The organism is Bacillus sp. TH17 (assembly GCF_016651125.1).
Classification (GTDB): domain Bacteria; phylum Bacillota; class Bacilli; order Bacillales; family Bacillaceae_G; genus Bacillus_A; species Bacillus_A mycoides.
Window position 1 is genome coordinate 340,630 of the sequence record NZ_JAEKEN010000003.1, and the last position, 21,798, is coordinate 362,427.

Sequence of the window (21,798 nt, forward strand, 5' to 3'; positions counted from 1 at the left end):
CTCGTTGAGCTAACAAAAAATCCTAATTAAATAAAGGAGCGTTCAAAAATGAAACAAGCAATTAACAAACTGGGGATCGTTGCAATTCTTCTTTCTTCTTCAACCATGATTTCTGCATGTTCCCAACAATCATTAGAAGGAGAAACATCAAAACCATCGGCATCCACAACTAATATTGAAATGCTGAAAGGACCCAATAATAAAAAAGAAATAGAATCTTTTGCTGATCCATTATTTGAGGAAAAAATGAAAAAGTATAATGTGAATGGTTCTAGCTTTGTCGTCGTTCATGATGGAAAGGTTGTTGTTAATAAAGGGTATGGATATGCTGATAAAGAAAAGAAAATTCCCGTTACTAAGGACACGGTCTTTCAAATTGCTTCAGTCTCAAAAACTTTTACTGCCTTGGCTGTGATGCAACAAGTCGATAAAGGAAATATTAAACTAGATCAAGACGTACAAAAATATCTTGGTGGATTACAAATACCTAATCAAACAGGGAAACCTCTAACACTGTTTGATATGCTCACTTATACCAGCGGATTTGATTTTCCTGACCTTACAAATATAACCGGACCCGAATATATCGATAATGAAAACAGCATAACAATGAAGGAATTTTTCTCTAAACATATGCCAACGGTGGTACGGCCACCAGGGGAAGTTTATACGTATGATAACGTCTCATTTGCGCTCGCAGGGTTTGCAGTAGAGAATGTTACTAACAGCCCTTTCTCCAAATATATGGAAAATAATATTTTCAAACCATTAGATATGAAATCTACAAGTATAAGCTTCACGCCTGAACTTCTAGAAAGAATGGCTACACATTATGGTCCCACTGGCGAACCTATCCCAACAAGTGGGAGCGGTTTAAGGGATACACCACAAGGAGGCATTTTATCTACTGCAGAAGACATGTCAAAATACATGATTATGCAACTACAGAAAGGAAAGTTTAAAGACAAAGAAATTGTAAGTAAAAAAAGCATAGATATGATGCATGCCTATCAAGTTTTTGACGATAAGACCAACCCTGTTGCGACAATTGGATTTGAAACGCCTTTTAATAAATTTGCTAACGGTCAACACGTTGTAATGAAAGGGGGAAGTATGCCTGGACATCAATCACTGATGATTTTAGTGCCTGAACAAAAAACAGCATTCTTCATGTCTTATAATAATGATTCAATGATGAGTATAGACGTATATGAAGCACTCATGGATCACTATTTCCCTGCTAAGAAGAATGAAGTAAAAACAAGTTATCTCCCGTTAGAGGAAAAAGAAGCTCATAAATACCTGGGCTTATTCCAAAATACGCGTTTCGCTGCAATTCGCACTCATTTTACTTATGAAAATGGGAATTTAGTCATGGAGGGTGGAATAACTGGAAAACAAGTTCTCAAAATGATTCATCCGTTGTTATTTGAAGATTCGGAAGGCAATAAAGTTGCTTTCAAAAAGAATTCAGCTGGAGAAATCACATATTTTCACTACGATTCTCCTAAAAGCCTTGATTTTGTAGCAGATGCCCAGAGAATTAACAACAAACCATCTTTTGATGACATTCCACAAAAGAGTAACTATAGAAATCACATTGATAATCTTCATGCCCTAAATATTATGGGTGCTAAAACAGGTAATCTATTCAATCCGATGGAAACCATGACACAAGGAGAGTTTGCGGATACGTTGTTACTTGCTCATGGATGGAATGGTTTTCCAGACGAATCAAAAGAAGCAAGGGAAAAAGTTATGAATGGAATTCCAGAGTATAACCGTGCTACTCCGATTACCCGACAGGTCGCAGCAACCATGATTCAAAACGTAAAGCAAATTCAAGACTTGAAAACGATTCAACCTGACAAAGCTATTAAAGTTAAATTACTGGATGCCGCAGATGACTGGGCAGTCCAATCGATTCAGGCACTTGCCTCCCAAGGAATTCTAGACCCTGCTACTTCCATTAATGCTGACGGATCCTTTATGTTCCGTCCGAAAGACCTGTTACTGCGTCAAGAAGCAAGCGCTTTGCTGGATTTAGCTTTTAACTATTATGCACCGCCTATCAAACGACAGTAGATATTGATCCTAAATTGAATCATAAAAAAATTGGATGATGGTATCTCATCAGCATCAAGCTAAAATATAACAAGAAATTCAATTTTATAAGATTTTTATGAAAACGGAAACGATTCGAAGCATAATCCGATGCATTTGAAGTTTTTGTATTTAAAATAGGAACCTATTAGAAAATATAATAGGTTCCTTGTTTGTTATATAGGGGGTACCATACATACCCATCAACCTAAGAATTTGAAAGTAACCCCCAAAACGAAAAAAGATGAAAAAAATAATAAAAAAGCTTATCATTAAGTGCTAAAAGATAAGCTTTTTTGTCTATACTTATTGAATTTTATTGGATTTATTCCATGCTAATATAGTAATAAAATATTGAATACCAAACAAAAGAGTAACAAGTAGAATGAACTTTATACATACTAGGATCCATCCAACAATATCTTGAGGTAATTGATTATGATATGTAGTGTATGCTACACCAGAAAAAGATAAAATAAGGGTATAAGATAATTTATCTTTTAATTTTTGTTTTAATTTTTCCTTGTTATCGATTTCTGGTTCGTAAACACCAGCTAAAATGGATCTAATAAAGAAGAATACCATATAACAGATAATGATACCAAGAGCTGTAGCCCATTCTAGAAACGGTCTTTGTAAGTATACGCCCCTTATTATTAAATCTATGAAGGCTAGCAATAAAACCACAATTCCAGATTGGGCCCAAATTTTCATTTCAATTTGCTGAATTCTTTCATCTGAATGTGTACTGAGTGAAAACCAATTTTTTAGTTTTTCCATTCTATTTTTCCTCCCAAAATAATTCATCTAAAGTTTTATCGAGTGATTTAGCTATATCAATGCAAAGCTTTAAAGATGGATTATATTTATTAAGTTCAATAAGACCAATGGTTTGTCGAGTAACATTTACAAGCACAGCTAATTCTTGTTGAGTTAGCCCCTTTTCTGTTCTTGCAATTTTTATTTTGCTTACTGACATTAAATACACCCCGTTTGTAAAGATAATCTTTATACTTTTCATCTTATATTCTATATATTAAATTATACGCAGTATCAATGCAATATATAATTTGCATTAAGACGTATATAGATTGCGCTTGTCCTTTCCTTTTTTCCATTTCTATTATTTTTGTCTCTAAAACTATCTCACAAATATAAAAATACGCTATGCTTTCTGTAGAATTATTGGAAAGGATGGCGTTTTTGTATGTCTATTTCTGTCTCTGATGAATTACAACTATTTGCTCAAGAAGTTCAAAGTTTTTTATCTCCAAATACCTTACGGGATCTTGCTAGAGATGTTGGTTTTGTACAAAGAACCAGTAAGTACCAAGCAAAAAATTTAGTCGCTTTATGTGTATGGGTGAGCCAAAATGTAGCTATGACTTCTTTAACTCAGTTATCTAGCTGTTTAGAAGCATCAACAGGAGTACTCATCAGTCCTGAGGGACTGAATCAACGATTTAATACGGCGGCCGTCCAACTTTTACAACACCTACTAGCCGAACTACTAAGCAAAAAATTGGCCGCATCTATGCCGATTTCTTCTCCATACACTTCTGTTTTTAAGCGTGTTCGTATTTTAGATTCAACTGCATTTCAACTCCCGGATGTATTTTCATCGGTTTATCCAGGTGCAGGAGGATGCAGCCATACAGCTGGGATAAAAATTCAACTTGAGTATGATTTGTTAAGTGGACAGTTCCTACATATTCATACAGGTCCAGGTAAGCAACATGATCGCACTTACGGCTCTCTGTGTGCCCCAACAGTGACAGCGCGTGATTTATGTATCCGCGATTTAGGTTATTTTCATTTAAAAGACCTTCAATATATACAAGATAAAGAGGCCGACTATATCTCTCGTATCAAGTCGAATACACGTATTTATCAAAAAAATTCTAACCCTGATTATTTTCAAGACGGAAGAATTAAGAAAGGTACAGAGTATATACAGATAGATATGGAGACGTTAATGAATTCCCTTCACCCAGGACAAACATGTGAAATAGCTGATGCTTATGTAGGAATGATTGATAAAGTGCCAGCTCGTGTAATTGTTCATCGATTAACAAAACAACAGCAGCAAAAACGATTACAAGATCAAACTGTAAGAGAAAAAGAAAGGAATGAAGTATTCTCCTCGTAGTAAACGACTCAGTGGTATCAATGTATATATGACAAACACCCCTACAGATATTGTCCCGATGGGACAGGTACATGACTGGTATTCTTTGCGTTGGCAAATCGAAATTTTATTTAAAACGTGGAAGTCATTCTTTCAAATTCATCATTGTAAAAAGATAAAACCAGAACGATTGGAGTGCCATTTATATGGTCAGTTGATTGCCATTCTACTCTGTTCTTCTATCATGTTTCAGATGCGCCAATTGCTCCTCATGAAGAAAAAACGAGAGCTTAGTGAGTATAAAGCCATATATATGATTAAAGACTATTTTCTTCTTCTATTCCAAACTATACAAACAAACACCCAAGAGCTATCAAAGGTGTTACTTCGCCTGTTCAATCTCCTACAGCAAAACGGGCGGAAATCTCATCGATATGAGAAAAAAACAGTCTTTGATATATTAGGTGTCGTTTACAATTTTACCCTGTCTGATAATCAAGCCGCTTAATTCAAAAAAGTGAAACCCCATCGCCATCAAGCTAAGATTAAGTAAAAGTCCGTCAACTAGACTTTTTCTATTTTCTAAAGAGTTGATATCAGCTTTCTAAAAATCTGCATACCAAATAAACCCTAACGGGTTTCATTTTTTTAATTAAGCTACATGATTGTGAGTAACGAAATAATTGTACACGACACCCAATATATCAAAGACTGTTTTCTTCTCATATCGATGAGACTTCCGCCCATTTTTATGCAAGAGATTGAACAAACGAAGGAAGGTCTTTGATAGTTCCTGGGTGTTTTGTTGTAGAGATTGATATATAAGTAGGTAGTAATCTTTAATGATATAGACCGCTTTATATTCACTTAATTCTCGTTTCTTTTTGACGAGGAGTAAGTGACGCATTTGAAACATAGTGGAGGAACAAAGAAGGATACTAATTAATTGCCCATATAAATGACACTCTAGCCGTTCTAATTTTACAGAATTACAATGATGAATACGAAAAAATGATTTCCATGTTTTAAATATCAATTCAATTTGCCATCGTAAGGAGTAAAAATCGTATACTTGTTCCTTTGGTAGATATTCCGAAGGGATATTCGTAATGTAAAAGTTTATTGCACTAAGCCGCTTACTGCGTTCTTTATAGGTGATTTGTTTCTTATGTTCTTTAGATGCTAAATCTTTTTGCCTACGTTTCATTTGTGTTTCAGTTAATTTATATAAGATAAGTCTTGCAGGAAGTTTTTGATACATTCCGATATAAATCTCAGGAATCTCATATGTTTCACCAGACTGTAATTGGTCAATAAATTGCTCCATATCTAGTTGAATGTACTCAGAATGCTTTTTTATCGTTCCATTGTGAAAGTATTCAGGTTCCTTATTCTTTTGATATATACGAGTATTGAGCTTTAATCGTGAAATAAAATAAGCATCACACTCGCTTATAATATGTAGATCTTTTAAGTCGAAGTATCCTAAATCACGTATACATACATCGTGTGGTTGAAGAGACGTTAGGCAAGTGGATCCATACGTTTTATCATTGTGTTTTCCCGATCCTACATGAACATGTAGAAATTGACCACTTAGTAAATCGTACTCTAATTGAATTTTCACACCAGCACTTTGACCACTACCTCCTGAACCTTGATATGTAGAGGCAAATTTATCTGGAACCTGAAAATGTGTAGAATCCAATACACGAATCCGACGAAAATAGTTTGTATACGATGTTGGAATTTGGCTAGATAAACAAAATTGTTGATGGAGTAAAGAGGCTAATATTTGTTGTAACAACTGTACAGCTTGGGAATTAAAGCGTTGATTGAGTCCTTCTGGGCTCATAGAAATACCTGTGTTAACTTCTAATCGGCTACATAGTTGTGTCAATGAAGTATTTGCTATATTTTGGCTTAACCAAACACATAGAGCCACAAAATCCTGTGCGCGGTATTTACTTTTTCGTTGAACAAATCCTATCTCTCTAGCTAACTGTTCCAAAGCATACGGTGACATATATCGTTGTAGTTCTTTAGAAAACAATTCTAGTTCATCTAAAATCGATAAATTCATACAAAAACGCCATCCTTCCTGTATAATTCTACAAAAAGAATAGCGTTTTTTTCGCAATTTGAATACAAATTTATCTCAGCTTAATGAATATAGAATGGATTTTCTTAATTTAAATAGTCATCATAAGTAAAACAGCAACGATATTGGCAGATGCATGAGCTATCCAAGAAATATAGATATTCTTCGTTTTATAGAAAATAACCCCAAAAATCATACTATCTATGAATACTGTTATTAAATCTATTAAAACCACAATAAAATTCCCAATAGATATATGCATCAATGTGAAAATGATAGATGATAATAAAATCGAATAAACAGGTTTTATAAGCCAGTTAAGTCTTCCTTGCACTAAACCTCTAAAAGTAATTTCTTCTCCTAAAGCTAATATTAGTAAAGTGAAAAGTAAATTCCCATTAATTGCTTCAATGAAATCAGCTCTTTCTAATACATGATCTAACACTTCTGGAAATATATTTTTATACAAAAGGAAATAAATCACTTGTAAAATCACGCCAACCAATATTACAAGTGGCCAAGAATGTTTCAAATCGCTCAAGATATTTTTTCGATTAAATCCAATACTTTCCCTTGTCCTTTTTCTAGCCATTCTCTCTATTAAAAAATATACAATCGGTAGTATGAATACTAATCCTTTTATTTGTGGAATAAAAAAAGTACTGACTAACATAGCGACTACAAAAATCACCATTTCAAGAAAGGGACGTTTCTCGAACAAAATTGTCTTCATTTGAACCTCCATTAACTAAAGATGTTACTTACATGTATTGTTTTTTCTTTTCATAAGATATTCTAGCCAGCTTATCTCCATTTCTAAATGACGAACGCCATAATCGAGGAGTGAAGAACGATGGTAAAATTCTTCAGAATTACTTGACTGAGACGTTTGTACTGCAACAATTTCCTCGACTTGTTGAAGCTTAGACTTTTGATTTTTTAAATGATAATAAAATTCTTTTAAAAGATTCGAGCGTTTGTCTTTCTCTAGATAATCAATAAAGAATATTTTTACTAAGTGTTCATTTTTAGTAGTTTGTAAAGGCTGCTCAAGCCATTTGAAAAGTGCAACTTTTCCTGCATTCTGTATCGTATAATTTTTTTTGTTTTTACTATCACCCTTCACATTTTTTACACTTACCCATTCTTTTTCCTCGAGCCTTTTAAGTGCGGGATATAGACTACCAAAACTGGACTTGTAGAAAAAACCGATAGAGTGATCGATATTCTTCTTCAAGTCATAGCCGCTCATCGATTCCTCATGTAACAAACCTAATATGATATATTCAAGCATTTTATCACCTCAACTTTATATCTAAATTATATATCGTTTCGATATATTGAGCAATAACTTTTTATTTGAATGTATGAAATTATACATTATGAATCCCCTAGTTTTTTGTACTTGGGCTTAAATTTTTCAAATATAAAAATACCACTATTTATAAGAATTGGGATTATTTTTTCGTTATGGGGAGAAAAGAATTTCTTAGGTTGATGGGCATGGGGTTTCAGGATGATGTACAAACTCAAGGCATAGTTGATATCCTTTTAAAAATGCATTCTTGGCTGCTGCTGGGAATAGAGTTTCAAAGCGCTTTACATTGTTCTTAAATTTCTTTTCTTCAACTTCGTTATTAAACTCCCTTTCTTGTAGGATATTAGCTTTGTTACCTAACAATAAAAAGTAATGATTAATGATACGACTAATACTTTCTTCAAACGTTGAATTATCCTCACAATACTTTGCAAATCTCTCTTTACTCATGCTTACAATTTCATTCATAGTTCTGATTTCTCCCTTTCAAATGTTATTAATACATAAAAAAAGACACACCGATGGCAGGTTATGTGCCTTCGGTGTGTCCGTTTAGCTAAAGAATTTATCTATTAATTTGTATATTTCTCTTAGTAAATTGTTGTTCATGTATTAGAATACATCTCTGAATTTTAAAAGTCAACAGTTTCAAAAAATCCTAATACTAATATATTCACTTATATTTTTCTTATTTTTTATGTATCTAATCTAAAGAAAACAATATTTCAAATAAAAATATATTCAAGTATTTTATATAAATAATACAAGAATCATATATAACTAAACTCAATTATTAAATATAAAGAGAAAATACAAGTGCTTATGAATCCTTATATACCATACGTTCTTTTATAATAAACCAAATTACATATCGTACTATCCCCATTACATACAAGTAATGAATCATAAAAAACACAAATTAAGAAGCTAAATATCATATTACTAAGAATTCACAGGTTTTTATATATAGTATTAAGATAATCACAAGTATTGAATCGAATTATAAACAAATTGAATCGTATCCAAAAGCAGCATAAAGTGTTTATATATTTACGTAAAAACGCCGGTAAAGACATTTCCTTAATAAAAAAACATGTCAAATAACCCTTGCTTTTATGTGATTTTTTAACAAGGGCTGCTGCTTACTATATTTTTTAAGATTTTATGAAGTCTGGATAGGCACCATTTTGATTATAATAATTCATCATTACATCGTGTTTTTCTTCTACAGACAAGCTTTTTTCCGTAAAATCAGTCCAGAATTCTCTAAATTGCACTCGCATAAATGCAGGAATAGAGAATATTTCTTGCTCTTTCGTATAATTTTCAACCTGATCTAATGCATAAGTCATTGCAGTAATCAGTAATTCGTTTTGTTTTTTCTTTGTTGGCATGTATGCAGCAATGTCCACAATTTCCTGTTTAAATGCAATTATCATATTTTCACGATCTTTCTTTCGTAATGATTGTCCCATATACTTTAAACGAGATACTGCTTCCTTTCTGCATTTCGCTACTGGCCTATGTAAATCTTTTTTATCATTCTCCATTACACAGTTTGAAGAAAACACCACATTGAACTTTTCAATGATGACTTGCTTCACCTGTTTTCTAACACGCGCTATGCGAGAGTCGCTAGACTTCTTTTCCTTAGAATCAATTGCTGTAAATTGCACAATTGGTTTTAAAATTTCTATGTATTGTCGTACCTTCTTTGCATTACGATTCAATTTATCCTTTAAAAAAGCCATTCTTCTTGTAATCTCGAACTCTTGAATCTGGTGCTTATAATGCTCCATACCAATTTTTCTCGAAAAAGTATTTATTAATTCTAATAGGAACATAATCCCTCTGTTATCACGAGCCTTTACAAGACTACTAAGTATAGTTGTTTGAATAAGATGAAATGGAATTCGGAAATATGATAGTGATATATCTGTAGTTTTTGCAGCAGTATGGTTATACAAGGCATAATCTACAACCTCATATACAGTACGATTTCCAACAGGTGTCTCTTTTACGAGCCTATGCTCCAAGCAAACTTGAAACCCCGTATAAATTGTTGTGTAGGGAATCCCACTTTTCTTAGCAAGATCCATGATTTGAAATTCACGTGGTAGCATACCAATATCATTACATTCAAAGTGAAGCAAGATATAAGTAGCTAAAGCTGAAGATGGTAATTCTTTTCGTTCATTTTCTAGTTTCACGATGTTTAATAATCCATCGAAAAACTTAACCCCATGAACCTTAAAGTTCTGTTGGGAAAAAGCCATTTGCGCATTCATAGTCTTCTTTTACTCCCCTCCCCAAAAACACAAAAAAGACACACCGCTGGCAGGTAATGCGCCTTCGGTGTGTCCGTTTAGCAATTTTTTTATTTATTTGTATATAACTCTTAAACAATTGATATTCATGTATAGATTATCTTTATAAAATTAAAATGTCAATACATTTTCTCATTTAAATTTTATAAGAAATAAAACCTATAATTGATTTAATTAGAAGTTGTACCGTAGATATCTTCTTACTGTTAATAATATGCGTTCGACTTCCTATCATTTCCATTTGAATAGACTTTCCCCATAACAACCACACTTTTTTTAGCGTAACACTATCAGTATGTCCAAGTTTAGAAGATTACTTGCAAAAACTTTAGAGTTTTTGCACCAAAACCTTTCAACCTTTATATACAGCCGGATTTTCAAAACTACTTAGTACATAATTAACTCACATATTAATGTTATGTAAACAATTAAAATTCATTCCAGAGAATGCATTCACATTAACATATCAACTGACATTAACATGTAATCAAATTCCCGCTGTTAAATGTTGATTTCATATCAATATTTAACAGCGGAGAACAAGTATACACACACATTCATTTGAAATCATTAACAACCTTATAAGAAACATTTCTAAATGACTAGAATTATAAATACCTATAGAACCTGCCCAGGCTTGCACCATAGTTAAAAGCTAACAAAATATAATAAAACTTATAAACCAATACATACTTCAGTGTATTAATAACCTCTATAACAAATCTCAATTATTTTTTTGATATATTCCACCTAAATAAACACTACTTCGATGGAGCTTCAAAATTCACTCTTAACTCTATGAAACTAAACCCTTAACAAGTTGTCCTTTTAGTTGATACAAAATTAACAACAAGTATAGCATCGTATTCAAATATCAATCTCTTGTTAATAGCATTATAGTTTCATGTTAATGATAATAATATAGATATTCTTAACAATATCACTCAATAACCGGTCAACATGTTAATTTCATTCTCTTTATTCATTTTGTTATTTGCATACATAATTAATCAATTAACACCGAAAAGGTATTGATCGACTTATTTAGATGATCAAAAGGAAACTTTAGCATATTTAACCTTCATATCAAAGTGTTCTATAAAATCCATCACTATATATTTATTTTATTTATATATTAATCAAAGCGATTATTGAACATTCTATGTTGAAAGCGCCCCTTTATGGAAGACCACCATAGATACAGCAGGCGCCTATGGTTATTTTAGTTGATAAGACATTAACATTGATAGGAGGCTGTTCTTGTGAAATTTGTTTCATATCAATGTCACATTCTATGTTAATGTCAATACAAACCCAAGATTCGCCCCTGGATCGGATGATTTTCACCTTTATTAAAAAACAAGGCGTTTTATGTTAGATAAATAACGTCTTTAAGTTGTTTAAAAGCTACCAGTATTAAATTAACTATGCAAATCCAACCAAGTATCCTATACCATATTAAAATACTCGTACATTTCACATTAATGGCAGCGTAGAGTGGGAATTAACTCTTACAGTTTATTTATCTTGATTCTGCTCCTATATCGCTAAGTACATTTAAATTCACCAAATAATACTAATGTAGTAGTATTATTACCTTTTTCTCTAGTTTTTATACATTATAATTTAAATTCCTTAGTTTAGTATGCTTGTTTTTCCATAGTATACTTTAATTATATCCTTATAACTTATTTACAAAACACCTATATTTCCTTATCATTAATATTAAGTGACATGATTTGTTAATCTCATGGCAACTATCATTAATCTTACTAACATAAAAGATAGGTATTTTCATCGATAGAACATTACCATTTAGACACTTAGAGTTAACAGTAATATCAACAAATCAAGCATATTACGTGTTAACAGTTAATGTTTTGTTAACAAACATTCGGTTACATGTTAATTTTATATTTCATGTCAATCACTGAACAGGTAGGGATTTACATGATTATTATCGAATTAATGCCTAACATGTCAATTTCGGTTTACATGTTAATTACAAATAGGGTGTTTATGAGTTGATTTTTAAGGAGGTAGTTACAGTGATTGACCAAAAAAACGAATCACAAGACCATCAAACTAATGATGATGACATATTAAATGATACTGTTTTTGAAAAAGCATGGCGAATAACTGAATTTTCTAAACTAGTCGGGCGTCATCATAATACTGTTTATAATTGGTTCAACATTCTAGAGGAAAAAGGGCTTCACGAAACTTTAAGAACCCAAAACACAAACGAAAAACTCTATAATACGTTAGATCTTGAAATTGCTCTATTTATAAAACAAAAAAGAGATGAAAAATGGTCTTTAGATGCCATTATTGACCTTTTACCACACCAGTTTGATTTAAGACCAGTTTCACCAGAGAATCAAACAAATGAAGTATCTACCGAATTAAACCTTCAAGCCGCTGCAGAAATTATCGAAAAAATGGTAACTAAGCAGTTAGAAGAAAAAATAAAACATATTGAATCTCATTATGAAGAAAGGGTTGAAAATATACTAAAACAGTTACCACAACCAGAAGATGTAGAAACCATAAAATTACGCCAACGCCAAGATAGACTGGATAATTTCATTATTGAGCATAGAGCACGTCAGGAATTAAGAAAACAAGCAGAAAGCCTGTGGAATAGTAAACCTGAAGAAGAGCGTACTAGAAAAGTAGGGTGGTTTAAAAAAGAGGAAGATTTGGGTAGAAAACAACTCTTCATTGAGCAGTACATACAGGATAATATTATTGATTATATAAAATCTCTTATGAATACTGTGGAATAACAAAAAAGTCTGGATCTTTATCCAGACTTTTTCTTTATTTTGTAGTACCGAACATCTTATCTGGATCTAGGAAATCCGCAAATTCATCATCTTCATTTGCTCCAGCATCTTTATTTTCTTCATCACTACCCATATCAATAAAATCTCCAAATGCAAAGCCTAAGTCGTCATCATCATCTACATTCTCTATTGTACTAATTTGAGACTTTGTGTACTGAATTTGGCTTTGTCTTTCTTTAAACTCATTAAATTCTTCAACTAAACCTTTAGATAACCTTGATGGTAATGCATCAGTTTTATAGAACGTATATACACTTCCTAAGAAATCATTCTTACTTACTAAATACCCGTTAAAAACGGTACCATTTATAGGTAGATTATTTGAAACTTCTACTTTAGCATCATCCATAAAGGAATCATCAATGTTTTTTTGCTCATCTAAGATAGCCAGCATGCCAAAATGATGTACTCTTGACGCTTCAACAGAACCATCGTTATTTTTCTTCATCAAATCAATTGGAGGATGGAATGAGCTTCCTCTTAATGACTCTTGGAACATCTCTATAATTGCATGGCTATTTTCTATCTGGTTCATATTGCGTGAAACCTTATTAATAACTAAACAGCCCGTTTTCTCAAGTAAAATACGTTTAAAGTCTTGAGAATCAAGTATTACAGATGTACCAGATCCATTGGCAGCAGTATTTAACTCATGAATAATCTCACTAATGCGTTGATTTGCATAGTCTCGTGAATTGGCAATACCTTTTTTCTCATTTTCATTTAATTTCTTAAATTCATCATAAAAGTGCTGGTTATCAGCAAATACTACAAATGCTACACCTTTTGATTTATCATTTGCTAATTTCCAAATCTCCTGTGAAAATTTATTTACTTGTCGTAATACATCTGGCCCATCTGCTCGGACAGGCAGTGTTACAACAATCCCCATTTTTATAAAGTCTTTGCGTTCAATAGCATTTTCAAAGGCGATTCTCGTAAACTTCGCTTGATTTGCTTTTATTTCAGCCATTGGGTATTGCTGTGCAACTTTTTGTAATTCTTGTCTAATTACTGGCTTATTATGAAAAGCCGAAAACTCTTCAATGGCCTTAATGATTGTAGAGGTTCCTGTGCCTCCACCAAGTCCTGCAAAAAACAAAACAAGTTCATCAGATGGTCTTACACGTTCAGTTATAAATTCTTTTAATTTTTCTTTTGCGTCATCATTTGAATCAAGAACCTTTACCGCACGCTCAGGGTTTTTACCTAAACCACCTAATTTAAGTGAAACTTGATTGCTTTTTGGTACATTTTTTAGTTCGGCTAGATCCCCATCATTACTATTTAGCGCTAAGCAGTTATATACTGCTGTTCCGTCTGTATGTTTATATTCCGCAAATTTATCTACCATTCTAGTACCAGCTTGACCAAAACCAATCATCGTCATTTTAACTGCTACTTCATTCTTCAAAAAGTTCTTTGCCATTATTTTATCTCTCCTTATTCACTTTTTTTTCTTTTTCCTAATTCAATAAGTACTTGTTGTCCTCTATAAGTTAAGATTAAAAATTTATATGGGTGCATAGTCTTTTCATAAATTAAAGACATTGATGATAATGTACTCACACTTATTTCAGCCGAACGCCTTGATATATTTGTACGTTCAACTTCTAATGAATAAGATTTTCCTTTTGTTTTCTTTACTCTCCTGTCTATAACTACATTTTCCACTATTTCATTAATGGATATGCCCCTCATATATGTTGTCTCTTGAAATTGTTTGTTTACTACGTTTCCTATGTATAGAAATACACTGTATAGTATCTCATCTTGTTCAAGAATATCAGCAAACATGTTTACTACTTCATCTGCAAACTTGATTGTTTGATATTTTTCACTTAAAACCTCGTTCAAGTTGTCCCCCCCTTAAAGCATTGGTTAATTATTCCTAGAAACATAGTACATCATTATACGTCGTATATCAAGTCATTCTATATAAAACTTATATATAGAACTTATAAGTCTCTTAATAAAAGAAATCCGTATTTTACATAGGTTCTTATATACGATGTATATATAAAGCGTATATATGATATATCAATCTCACACTTCATGTAATTCACATTTTAACAAGGATTGATTTACTATCATGACTACATGAAATGAACATATCAAAAAATAGCTCTATTTTATTAATATAAAACTTATAAATTATCAATCCAAAACCTTGTGCATTTTATATATACACTTTGTATATACAGCGTACATTAAACACTATATATATCAATAAATTCCATTCTTATATATATCAATTTCACATCAACACTACATAGTAAGCGGTACATGTAAGTTGTGTGTATAAGAATTATATGTACCGCTTATATAATAATGAGGGAAAAGTTCTGTATTTTAATAATTAACATTGCACTCATCTATTTATATTGATTAAAAGCTTCCATTAAGTTTCTATAAAAATTCATACTTCATTTTCCCTTCATTAACAATTTGCTTTTACATGATTCATCTCTTGTTAGAAAAGGGATTGTTAATGTTATGTTAATGCATTTCTTCACTTAACTTAACTCTTTTATTAATTCGCACAACTGTGTATGCAGTAAAAACAAGGGTGCTGCATGTGAATCCAATTTCTTATCAATTTCAGTCATTCCTAAAAATCTATTAGGGAAGATTGTTAATTTCATATCCACAAAATTACTCAATCATTTTAAACACTTTGTAGTTTAAAATGATTGAGTAGTTTACTTCGATCGTTCTGACATTTTCACTCCATTATTTTCATATGAACAAAAGACGGTATCTCAAAATTTATTATGTAGTTTTATGGTTTAGTGAATGGGGATCTAAATTAAGGTAAAGAGCCCATGGACGTATTTATACCATGCCGTTGATTCAGAAAGAAATAACATTAATTTTCATCTAAGTAAGTTGATGATTCAACACAAAAGGAAAAGCCTACAAAAAATTGAATCTCGCACTGAACCAGTAATAGAAGTAGACACTCAATCACAAAAAAGAAATTAATAATCTAATAACGAGGAAAGAAAATCACTCTTTGTTATCAAAATCCTTTTTATAATTCTTGAATAATTTCAATCCATAAAAATCTTAATATTCCTATCTACGTCTTGTTAGGGCGGTATAACATCACTTTATTAGTAATTTTTCTTTTGAATGCTTGTTAGGTATCTAGCAGTACCCCGTCCTAACAATCAGAACAATCTCGTAAATCCCATTAAATCAATAATTTTCTACAGATTTATAAAGCAAGTTATCATCCCAACTTTGGAGTACAAGAGTAGGTATCTCTAGAAGGCAAATCCTCTCATTCATTTTTTCTTGTTTTACAACCAATATTTAGATGTACTAGTATATATAAAATGATACTTATTTAGTTTTAGTTTAATTTAAGATACGAGGTGTATATAATGTTCAAAAAACTGTATAAATATAAACGACCAGGTACCCAAAAATATTTTCATCTAAAAGAAGCAGACATATTTGTTTTTACAGTTTTATATTACAAAAGAGCCCTTACAACACGTCAAATCACTACGTTATATAGTGCATTTGAGGGGAGGGAATGTTCAGAAGCAAGCGTATTTACAAAACTCGACCGATACTCCCAATATGGTGCTATCCTAACTAAAAAAATAGATAAAAGGGATGACAGTATAACAAAACGCGCTTTATTTTCCTTGAAAGAGAAAATAATTGAATTCTTAAAAGAGATAGGGAAGCTCCCACCTGGCGCTTCAAAAAAAAGATATTCACGTATAAATTCACTTCACACTTTATGTTCACGTGAGGTTCTTGTTCGTACTCTACTAGCTACTACAGAGAAGACACAAAATAATGAGATTTTATATAAATTAGATATCCGCTCTTATTACCTGAAGAAAAATATGAAAATTGAGGATGGCCAGTTACCGGTGATACCTGATGAACACATTTCATATCAAGATAAAAATATCTATATTGAAATGGATATGTGTAAAGAAACCAATTCTACCTTAGTTGAAAAAGTAGGCAAGTATGTAGAATATGCTCAAAAAACGAAGGACAATGTTTCAGTTATTTTTGTCATGTACGACAAATCAATGTTCCTTGCAGAAGAAGCAGAACCACCATACGTACGTATGAAGAATCTATTATTTTCTATGAGGGAGTATCACGAACTTTTAATGACAATACCTAATCTAAATATGTACGTCTGCTCACTTAAAGATGCTGGAGACGTTATTTCAGATATCATTCTTGGAAAAGATGACAACCAAAATTTCGAACAAGATATTCTTGTGCCTTTATCTCAACGTACAGTAGGAGATGCTGAATGGCGTTATGCATTTGTTGAGAACGTACAAATATTTAAGGAGCCAATAGATGGCGGTCTACGTCGAACTTATAGGCGAGACAAAGACGTTATACAAGATTTCTTCTTTATTTTTGGGAACGAAAATGATTATCGAATGATCGCTAGATTAGATGACGTCGTGTTTTCAAGAAGAGAAGGGGATGACGGTGTTCCACTTGTAGTTATCTATCCTAAACGTGAAAAGCCCAGAGATATTCTTCTGATGGACACTTATGAAAATGTACGACTGCTATCAATCCAAAATAAAAGTATCCATATAGACATGGATGAACAGATCATGGTACGTACTGCAAATAACGTTCATCCGAAAAGACGTAAACTTGTTGAGTTATATTAATCTATTATTTTTTATATAACACTATATAATTTTATTGATTTTCATTATTTAAGGTGGTAGAATAACGTTTGAACATATAATTAAAACTACAATCAAATCAGAACATATGAATTAAGGCAAGCGACACACGCTGTTTTTACAGTGGGTGTCGCTTGCCTTTTTTTATTTGGAGAAAGGTGGAAAATGAAAATGAATTTGCAATTTACAACTGCATCAACAGCCAATGGGGGAGTGCTTTCTGTGAGAGAGGCATTAGCAAATCCAGAACTAGTACTTGAACATATTACAGAAGAAGGTGCGGAGTTCAGCGTTTCACTACAAGATATTCAAATACCTGGTAAGCCTAATTATTATTGGTACGACGTATTGATTGAAACTGCAACTGCTAAGAAAATAGAAGTGAATATTGCTGTACTTTCTCAAGAAGAATATGACAAGCTTTGTGAAAAAGCTAGTATCGACCTATATTTAAAACAGACTGAAGATACAGCAAAGTTCTTTCTAGAAAAGTCAAAAGAGCGATTTAATCCAGAGTTACAAGAACGTTTTACATTCCGCCATAAAGCTCAGCTGTTTCTGTAAGGAATAGGTGAGCCTTTATGAATACGTTTAAGCAAAGGTTGCCTTTATTTACAACTATTACACTAATTAGCGCATTTATTATTTCTTTTGGAGTCGGTTTAATAAACTATATAAAGTTACTATACTATGCATTTGAACTACCGTCTTATCCTATAGAAATTACATATGTACCACTTATCTTAATGTTCTTCTCTTTATTTCTAGGAGAATTTAGTTTTCGTTTCTACAGCCGTATTCCAGCTTTACATGTGAAAAATGGGAAACTTTTCATTCTAATTGCTTCACACATCGCAGTTGATATCCAATTCTTATGGTTTGCAACTGCTCCTATCCATGCAAAGGTTATCCCTTATCTCACGGATAAAGCAACGCATGTTAATTTTGGTGAATATCAGGCAGTAGGCCATGTATTAACGGGGAATTTCCACACATTAACCATGATATTTGTGTTTTTACCTACTGTATTTATGATCTTGTTTACTCTTTGGTATAGCGGGCATATTGTTCGTTACCGGGAAGAAATTTTAAAATGGGTACAAAAATATGAGTACAAAAACCACAAGTTACAAAAATGGTTTAATAGTCAGGAACAACAAATATATCCTGATGTAGAAATTGGTCCTCATATTGAGCATAAAGAAATGGTTCGTATCAAAGGGAAAGATAGAACATTAAATGGAATCATTATTGGTCCAATTGGTTCTGGTAAAACATCTAGTTTAATCATTCCAATGATTAATCAAGATTTACACTGGATGGTACGTTTCATTAATAAGTTCGAGAATGCTTATAAAAAAAATGATTATGATACGGAAGAAGTAAAAGGGACGTTTTTAAATGGTGTCACTGTTATTGAACCGAGTAATGATTTATGTCAAAAAGTATTTAAGTTAGTACAAGCACACAAAATTCCTGAAAGCTCTGTTTACTATATTGATCCAACTAACCCTGATACAAAAAACATAAACATTCTGCGTGGACCAGTTGATAAAGTAGCAGAGGTTTTCGCAATGGTTATTCAAGGTTTATCTGAATCCAATAATGCATTCTTTGAACAAGCACAGCGTAACCATCTTAAGCAACATATCTATTTATTAAAGCTGCACAACCCGCAAAAAGATGTAACCTTCGACGACTTGATAGAGATGTATGATGATGTAGAACGTGTCCATCGTATGCATAAACTGTTAAAAGTACAGGTGGAAAGGTTATACGATTTTGTTCAAACTGGCACTGCTTCGCGGGACCAGAACAACGAATATAAAATTATAAAAGGGATAGATGAGTGGTTTGATAATACAATTCGAGAAAAAACAGATTCTCAAGGCGAACCTGCGGTTTATAAAAAAGGGAAATACCGCGGGCACCCCATGCATTATGATAGAGAAGAAGAATATGTAAAAGGATTACGTAATATTTTAAAAGACCTTGCTTCGAACGTACTAATACGACGAGTTTTATTTGGTAAATCCGATTTCGATTTTGATGTACATTTAGAACAAGGTGGAATTTTATTAGTAAATACGGCAAAAGGGGAATTGGCAGACCTTTCTAATGTATTAGGAAAATTCGTCTTACTTAGTATGCAGAATGCTGTATTCCGTAGAGAACCAAACGTTTCACCATACCACCATATAATTGTCGATGAATTCCCAGATTACGTTGTCCGCCCGTTTAAAGAATTCCCTGCACAATCTCGTAAATATAAAGTAATCCTGACAATTGCAAGCCAAACACTATCTCAATTAGCTCTCGATTTCACAGAGCAGTACATGTTTACCTTGCTGGGCTCATTCCGTAACAAAATGATATTTGGAGATGTTACGCCATATGATGCAAAGATTTTCTCTGACATGTTTGGCGAAAAAGAGGAATTTAAAGAATCTGAATCTGAACAAGGCATTTCTCCTATGCAAGAGAATCCCGTTAGTCGTTTAGGATCAACCTATCAAAAAACAAAAGAAGTGGTTATGTCGCCAGGGGATATTATGGCACAAGGTGCATTTATTTGTGCTGCTCGTATCGTACAAGATAATCATGTGCAGCCTGTACAACAAATCACAAGTAATTTTGTACCCAAAGAAGAGTTTGCTAAAGCAATTATTCAAGTTGACGAAAAACTAGGGCAATATTGGGGAAATGAGCGTCTCATTCTAATTAAGGAATCTATTACTAAAGCAAATCCAATGAAGCACGTAGATGCGGAGAATATGAAAACAAAAGAACCATTACCACCTATACAGATTGATACGATGGAGCAGAACAATTCTATAGGAACAGACGAGGGACAACAGCAAATTGTCTCATTGGATAATTATAAGGAGAATAAATCTGAACCTGAAACAAAAGAAGTCGAAGATATAGTTGTATCAAATACATCCATTGCTAATGAACAACAGACAAGCCACAACGAGAAAGATGAAGAGGACACTTCTCTATATGAAGAGATTAAAAGCTTCGTAATTGAATCACAGCAAGTCTCGCCATCCCTGCTGCAAAGAAAATTTAGGATTGGCTATATGAAGACAGCGCGATTAATTGAGAAGTTAGAACAAAATCTAGTTGTCAGCTCCTATACAGGAAAAGAACCTCGTAAAGTTCTAATTTCAAAAGACAATAGTAGTCCACTATCGCCAGAGGCGTCTGATATAAATTCTACCGTCTTGTACGAAACAAATTCCGATAAAAGTATTCCTCAAGAAGTAGCCATTCCAAGCGAAGACAAGGAGGCCGCGCTTGAAGAGACAAGCTTTTTTAAAGATATCTTATATGATGATGTTGTAATTTTTGTGAAGCAATCCAGGGCGGCTTCCCTATCGGCATTGCAGGATAAATTTAATATTGGTTCTACACGTGCCTCACGCTTACTAGATGCCTTACAACGTCATGGAGTCTTAAATGACATAGACACGCAACAAAAGTTGGAATGTGTAACACCTGAAATACATGAAGAGGTAGTTGAAGAAATAATCAAGGAAGTAATTGAGCTAAAGCCAGAGGATATAGTAGATTCCTATGAAATAGATATGGATGTGGCCGAACTTAACAAAGGTTTATCCATTTCTATAATGGAACAAGAGTGGAACACAGATGCTTCAATTGAGACGGCGCTTTCAATTAAAACCGAACCATTCCAAGAGGAGTTACAAGAAGAAATAAATACACTGCAAATAGCGGAAGAATCAGAAACAGATATTGGTGAAAAGCTCATTCCAGTTATAGAAGCAGTAGATTTTACAGAAGAAAACAAACTAGATGACGAAGTTGCAAAAGTTTACGAATCAATTAGTGCTACTGTTCATAAAAACTTAGAAAAAAACATGGTAGAAAACACAAAAAACACTGAAGAGCAACAAGAGTATAGCCGTATGACCTATAAAGAACGTCAAGAACGCCTCAAGGCTCAACAGAAAAATAAGTATAGTGGTGCACAGCCACTGTCATATAGAAATGAACAACCTAAGAAAAATACATCTAACGTGATGAGTAAGGAATTAAACGATATATTTGATTAATATAGCCTTTCAATTAGAACAATACTTTGAAATTAATGAGAGATGTTGACTTGTAATAAAATCACGATGTTATTAAAAAAGCTTTATTGCCGATTAATAAAAGAGTTGTTGCTAAAGATGATGTGAATTGGAATTTCACTCCATCTTTTTTATCTTGTTATAATGAATATAATGATATTTATATTTCACAATCAAATAGGAG

13 protein-coding genes and 2 pseudogenes are annotated in these 21,798 nt (G+C 32.7%); 6 read left to right on the forward strand and 9 right to left on the reverse strand.

Annotated features, from left to right (window positions below; all coding sequences use genetic code 11):
• The first annotated feature begins 48 nt into the window (after positions 1-48).
• Positions 49-2,085 carry a serine hydrolase domain-containing protein gene (locus JFT95_RS28140; RefSeq protein ID WP_201053920.1) on the forward strand — a complete coding sequence of 679 codons (2,037 nt, stop codon included), beginning with the start codon at positions 49-51 and terminating at the stop codon, positions 2,083-2,085.
• Between the two features lie 324 nt (positions 2,086-2,409).
• On the opposite strand, the gene JFT95_RS28145 is transcribed toward JFT95_RS28140, so the two are convergent.
• Together JFT95_RS28145 and JFT95_RS29765 are read right to left on the reverse strand one after the other, a co-directional pair.
• Positions 2,410-2,883, reverse strand: a complete 474-nt coding sequence (locus JFT95_RS28145; protein WP_242487650.1) for a DUF6773 family protein — start codon at positions 2,881-2,883, stop codon at positions 2,410-2,412.
• 1 nt (position 2,884) lies between these two features.
• The gene (locus JFT95_RS29765) at positions 2,885-3,082 is read right to left on the reverse strand and encodes a helix-turn-helix transcriptional regulator (RefSeq protein ID WP_000116561.1); all 198 of its coding nucleotides are present in this window, start codon (positions 3,080-3,082) and stop codon (positions 2,885-2,887) included.
• A 228-nt stretch (positions 3,083-3,310) separates the two neighbouring features.
• On the opposite strand from JFT95_RS29765, the pseudogene JFT95_RS28150 reads away from it, so the two are divergent.
• Positions 3,311-4,739, forward strand: a pseudogene (locus JFT95_RS28150) (IS4 family transposase).
• A 144-nt stretch (positions 4,740-4,883) separates the two neighbouring features.
• On the opposite strand, the gene JFT95_RS28155 reads toward JFT95_RS28150, so the two are convergent.
• The 5 genes and pseudogenes from JFT95_RS28155 to JFT95_RS28175 form a co-directional block, all read right to left on the reverse strand.
• Positions 4,884-6,314, reverse strand: coding sequence for an IS4 family transposase (locus JFT95_RS28155; protein ID WP_201053872.1), 1,431 nt, complete (start codon positions 6,312-6,314; stop codon positions 4,884-4,886).
• 109 nt (positions 6,315-6,423) lie between these two features.
• Positions 6,424-7,065 carry a CPBP family intramembrane glutamic endopeptidase gene (locus JFT95_RS28160; RefSeq protein WP_016093796.1) on the reverse strand — a complete coding sequence of 214 codons (642 nt, stop codon included), beginning with the start codon at positions 7,063-7,065 and terminating at the stop codon, positions 6,424-6,426.
• A 24-nt stretch (positions 7,066-7,089) separates the two neighbouring features.
• A complete protein-coding gene (locus tag JFT95_RS28165; RefSeq protein ID WP_016093795.1) occupies positions 7,090-7,626 on the reverse strand; it encodes a PadR family transcriptional regulator in 537 nt (178 codons plus the stop codon).
• 204 nt (positions 7,627-7,830) lie between these two features.
• Positions 7,831-8,118: pseudogene (locus tag JFT95_RS28170) on the reverse strand (hypothetical protein); the annotation flags it as partial.
• Positions 8,119-8,804: 686 nt separating this feature from the next.
• Positions 8,805-9,938, reverse strand: a complete 1,134-nt coding sequence (locus tag JFT95_RS28175) for a hypothetical protein (protein ID WP_201038245.1) — start codon at positions 9,936-9,938, stop codon at positions 8,805-8,807.
• A gap of 2,087 nt (positions 9,939-12,025) precedes the next feature.
• Between JFT95_RS28175 and JFT95_RS28180 the strand changes: the two genes are divergently transcribed.
• Positions 12,026-12,766: a MerR family transcriptional regulator gene (locus tag JFT95_RS28180; protein ID WP_002069459.1), complete on the forward strand. Its 741-nt coding sequence runs from the start codon at positions 12,026-12,028 to the stop codon at positions 12,764-12,766.
• A gap of 34 nt (positions 12,767-12,800) precedes the next feature.
• On the opposite strand, the gene JFT95_RS28185 is transcribed toward JFT95_RS28180, so the two are convergent.
• The gene (locus tag JFT95_RS28185) at positions 12,801-14,255 is read right to left on the reverse strand and encodes an FtsZ/tubulin family protein (RefSeq protein ID WP_002069458.1); all 1,455 of its coding nucleotides are present in this window, start codon (positions 14,253-14,255) and stop codon (positions 12,801-12,803) included.
• Positions 14,256-14,269: 14 nt separating this feature from the next.
• Positions 14,270-14,683: a hypothetical protein gene (locus tag JFT95_RS28190; RefSeq protein ID WP_078205620.1), complete on the reverse strand. Its 414-nt coding sequence runs from the start codon at positions 14,681-14,683 to the stop codon at positions 14,270-14,272.
• Between the two features lie 1,532 nt (positions 14,684-16,215).
• Here JFT95_RS28190 and JFT95_RS28195 point away from each other — a divergent pair.
• The 3 genes from JFT95_RS28195 (at position 16,216) to JFT95_RS28205 (ending at position 21,596) form a co-directional block, all read left to right on the forward strand.
• Positions 16,216-17,499, forward strand: coding sequence for a replication-relaxation family protein (locus JFT95_RS28195; protein WP_078205621.1), 1,284 nt, complete (start codon positions 16,216-16,218; stop codon positions 17,497-17,499).
• Positions 17,500-17,688: 189 nt separating this feature from the next.
• Positions 17,689-18,081 (forward strand): hypothetical protein, encoded by a 393-nt coding sequence (locus JFT95_RS28200; RefSeq protein WP_201053922.1) that lies wholly within the window; start codon positions 17,689-17,691, stop codon positions 18,079-18,081.
• A gap of 17 nt (positions 18,082-18,098) precedes the next feature.
• Complete coding sequence (locus JFT95_RS28205) at positions 18,099-21,596, forward strand: DNA translocase FtsK (protein WP_201053924.1); 3,498 nt, start codon at positions 18,099-18,101, stop codon at positions 21,594-21,596.
• The last annotated feature ends 202 nt before the right edge of the window (positions 21,597-21,798 follow it).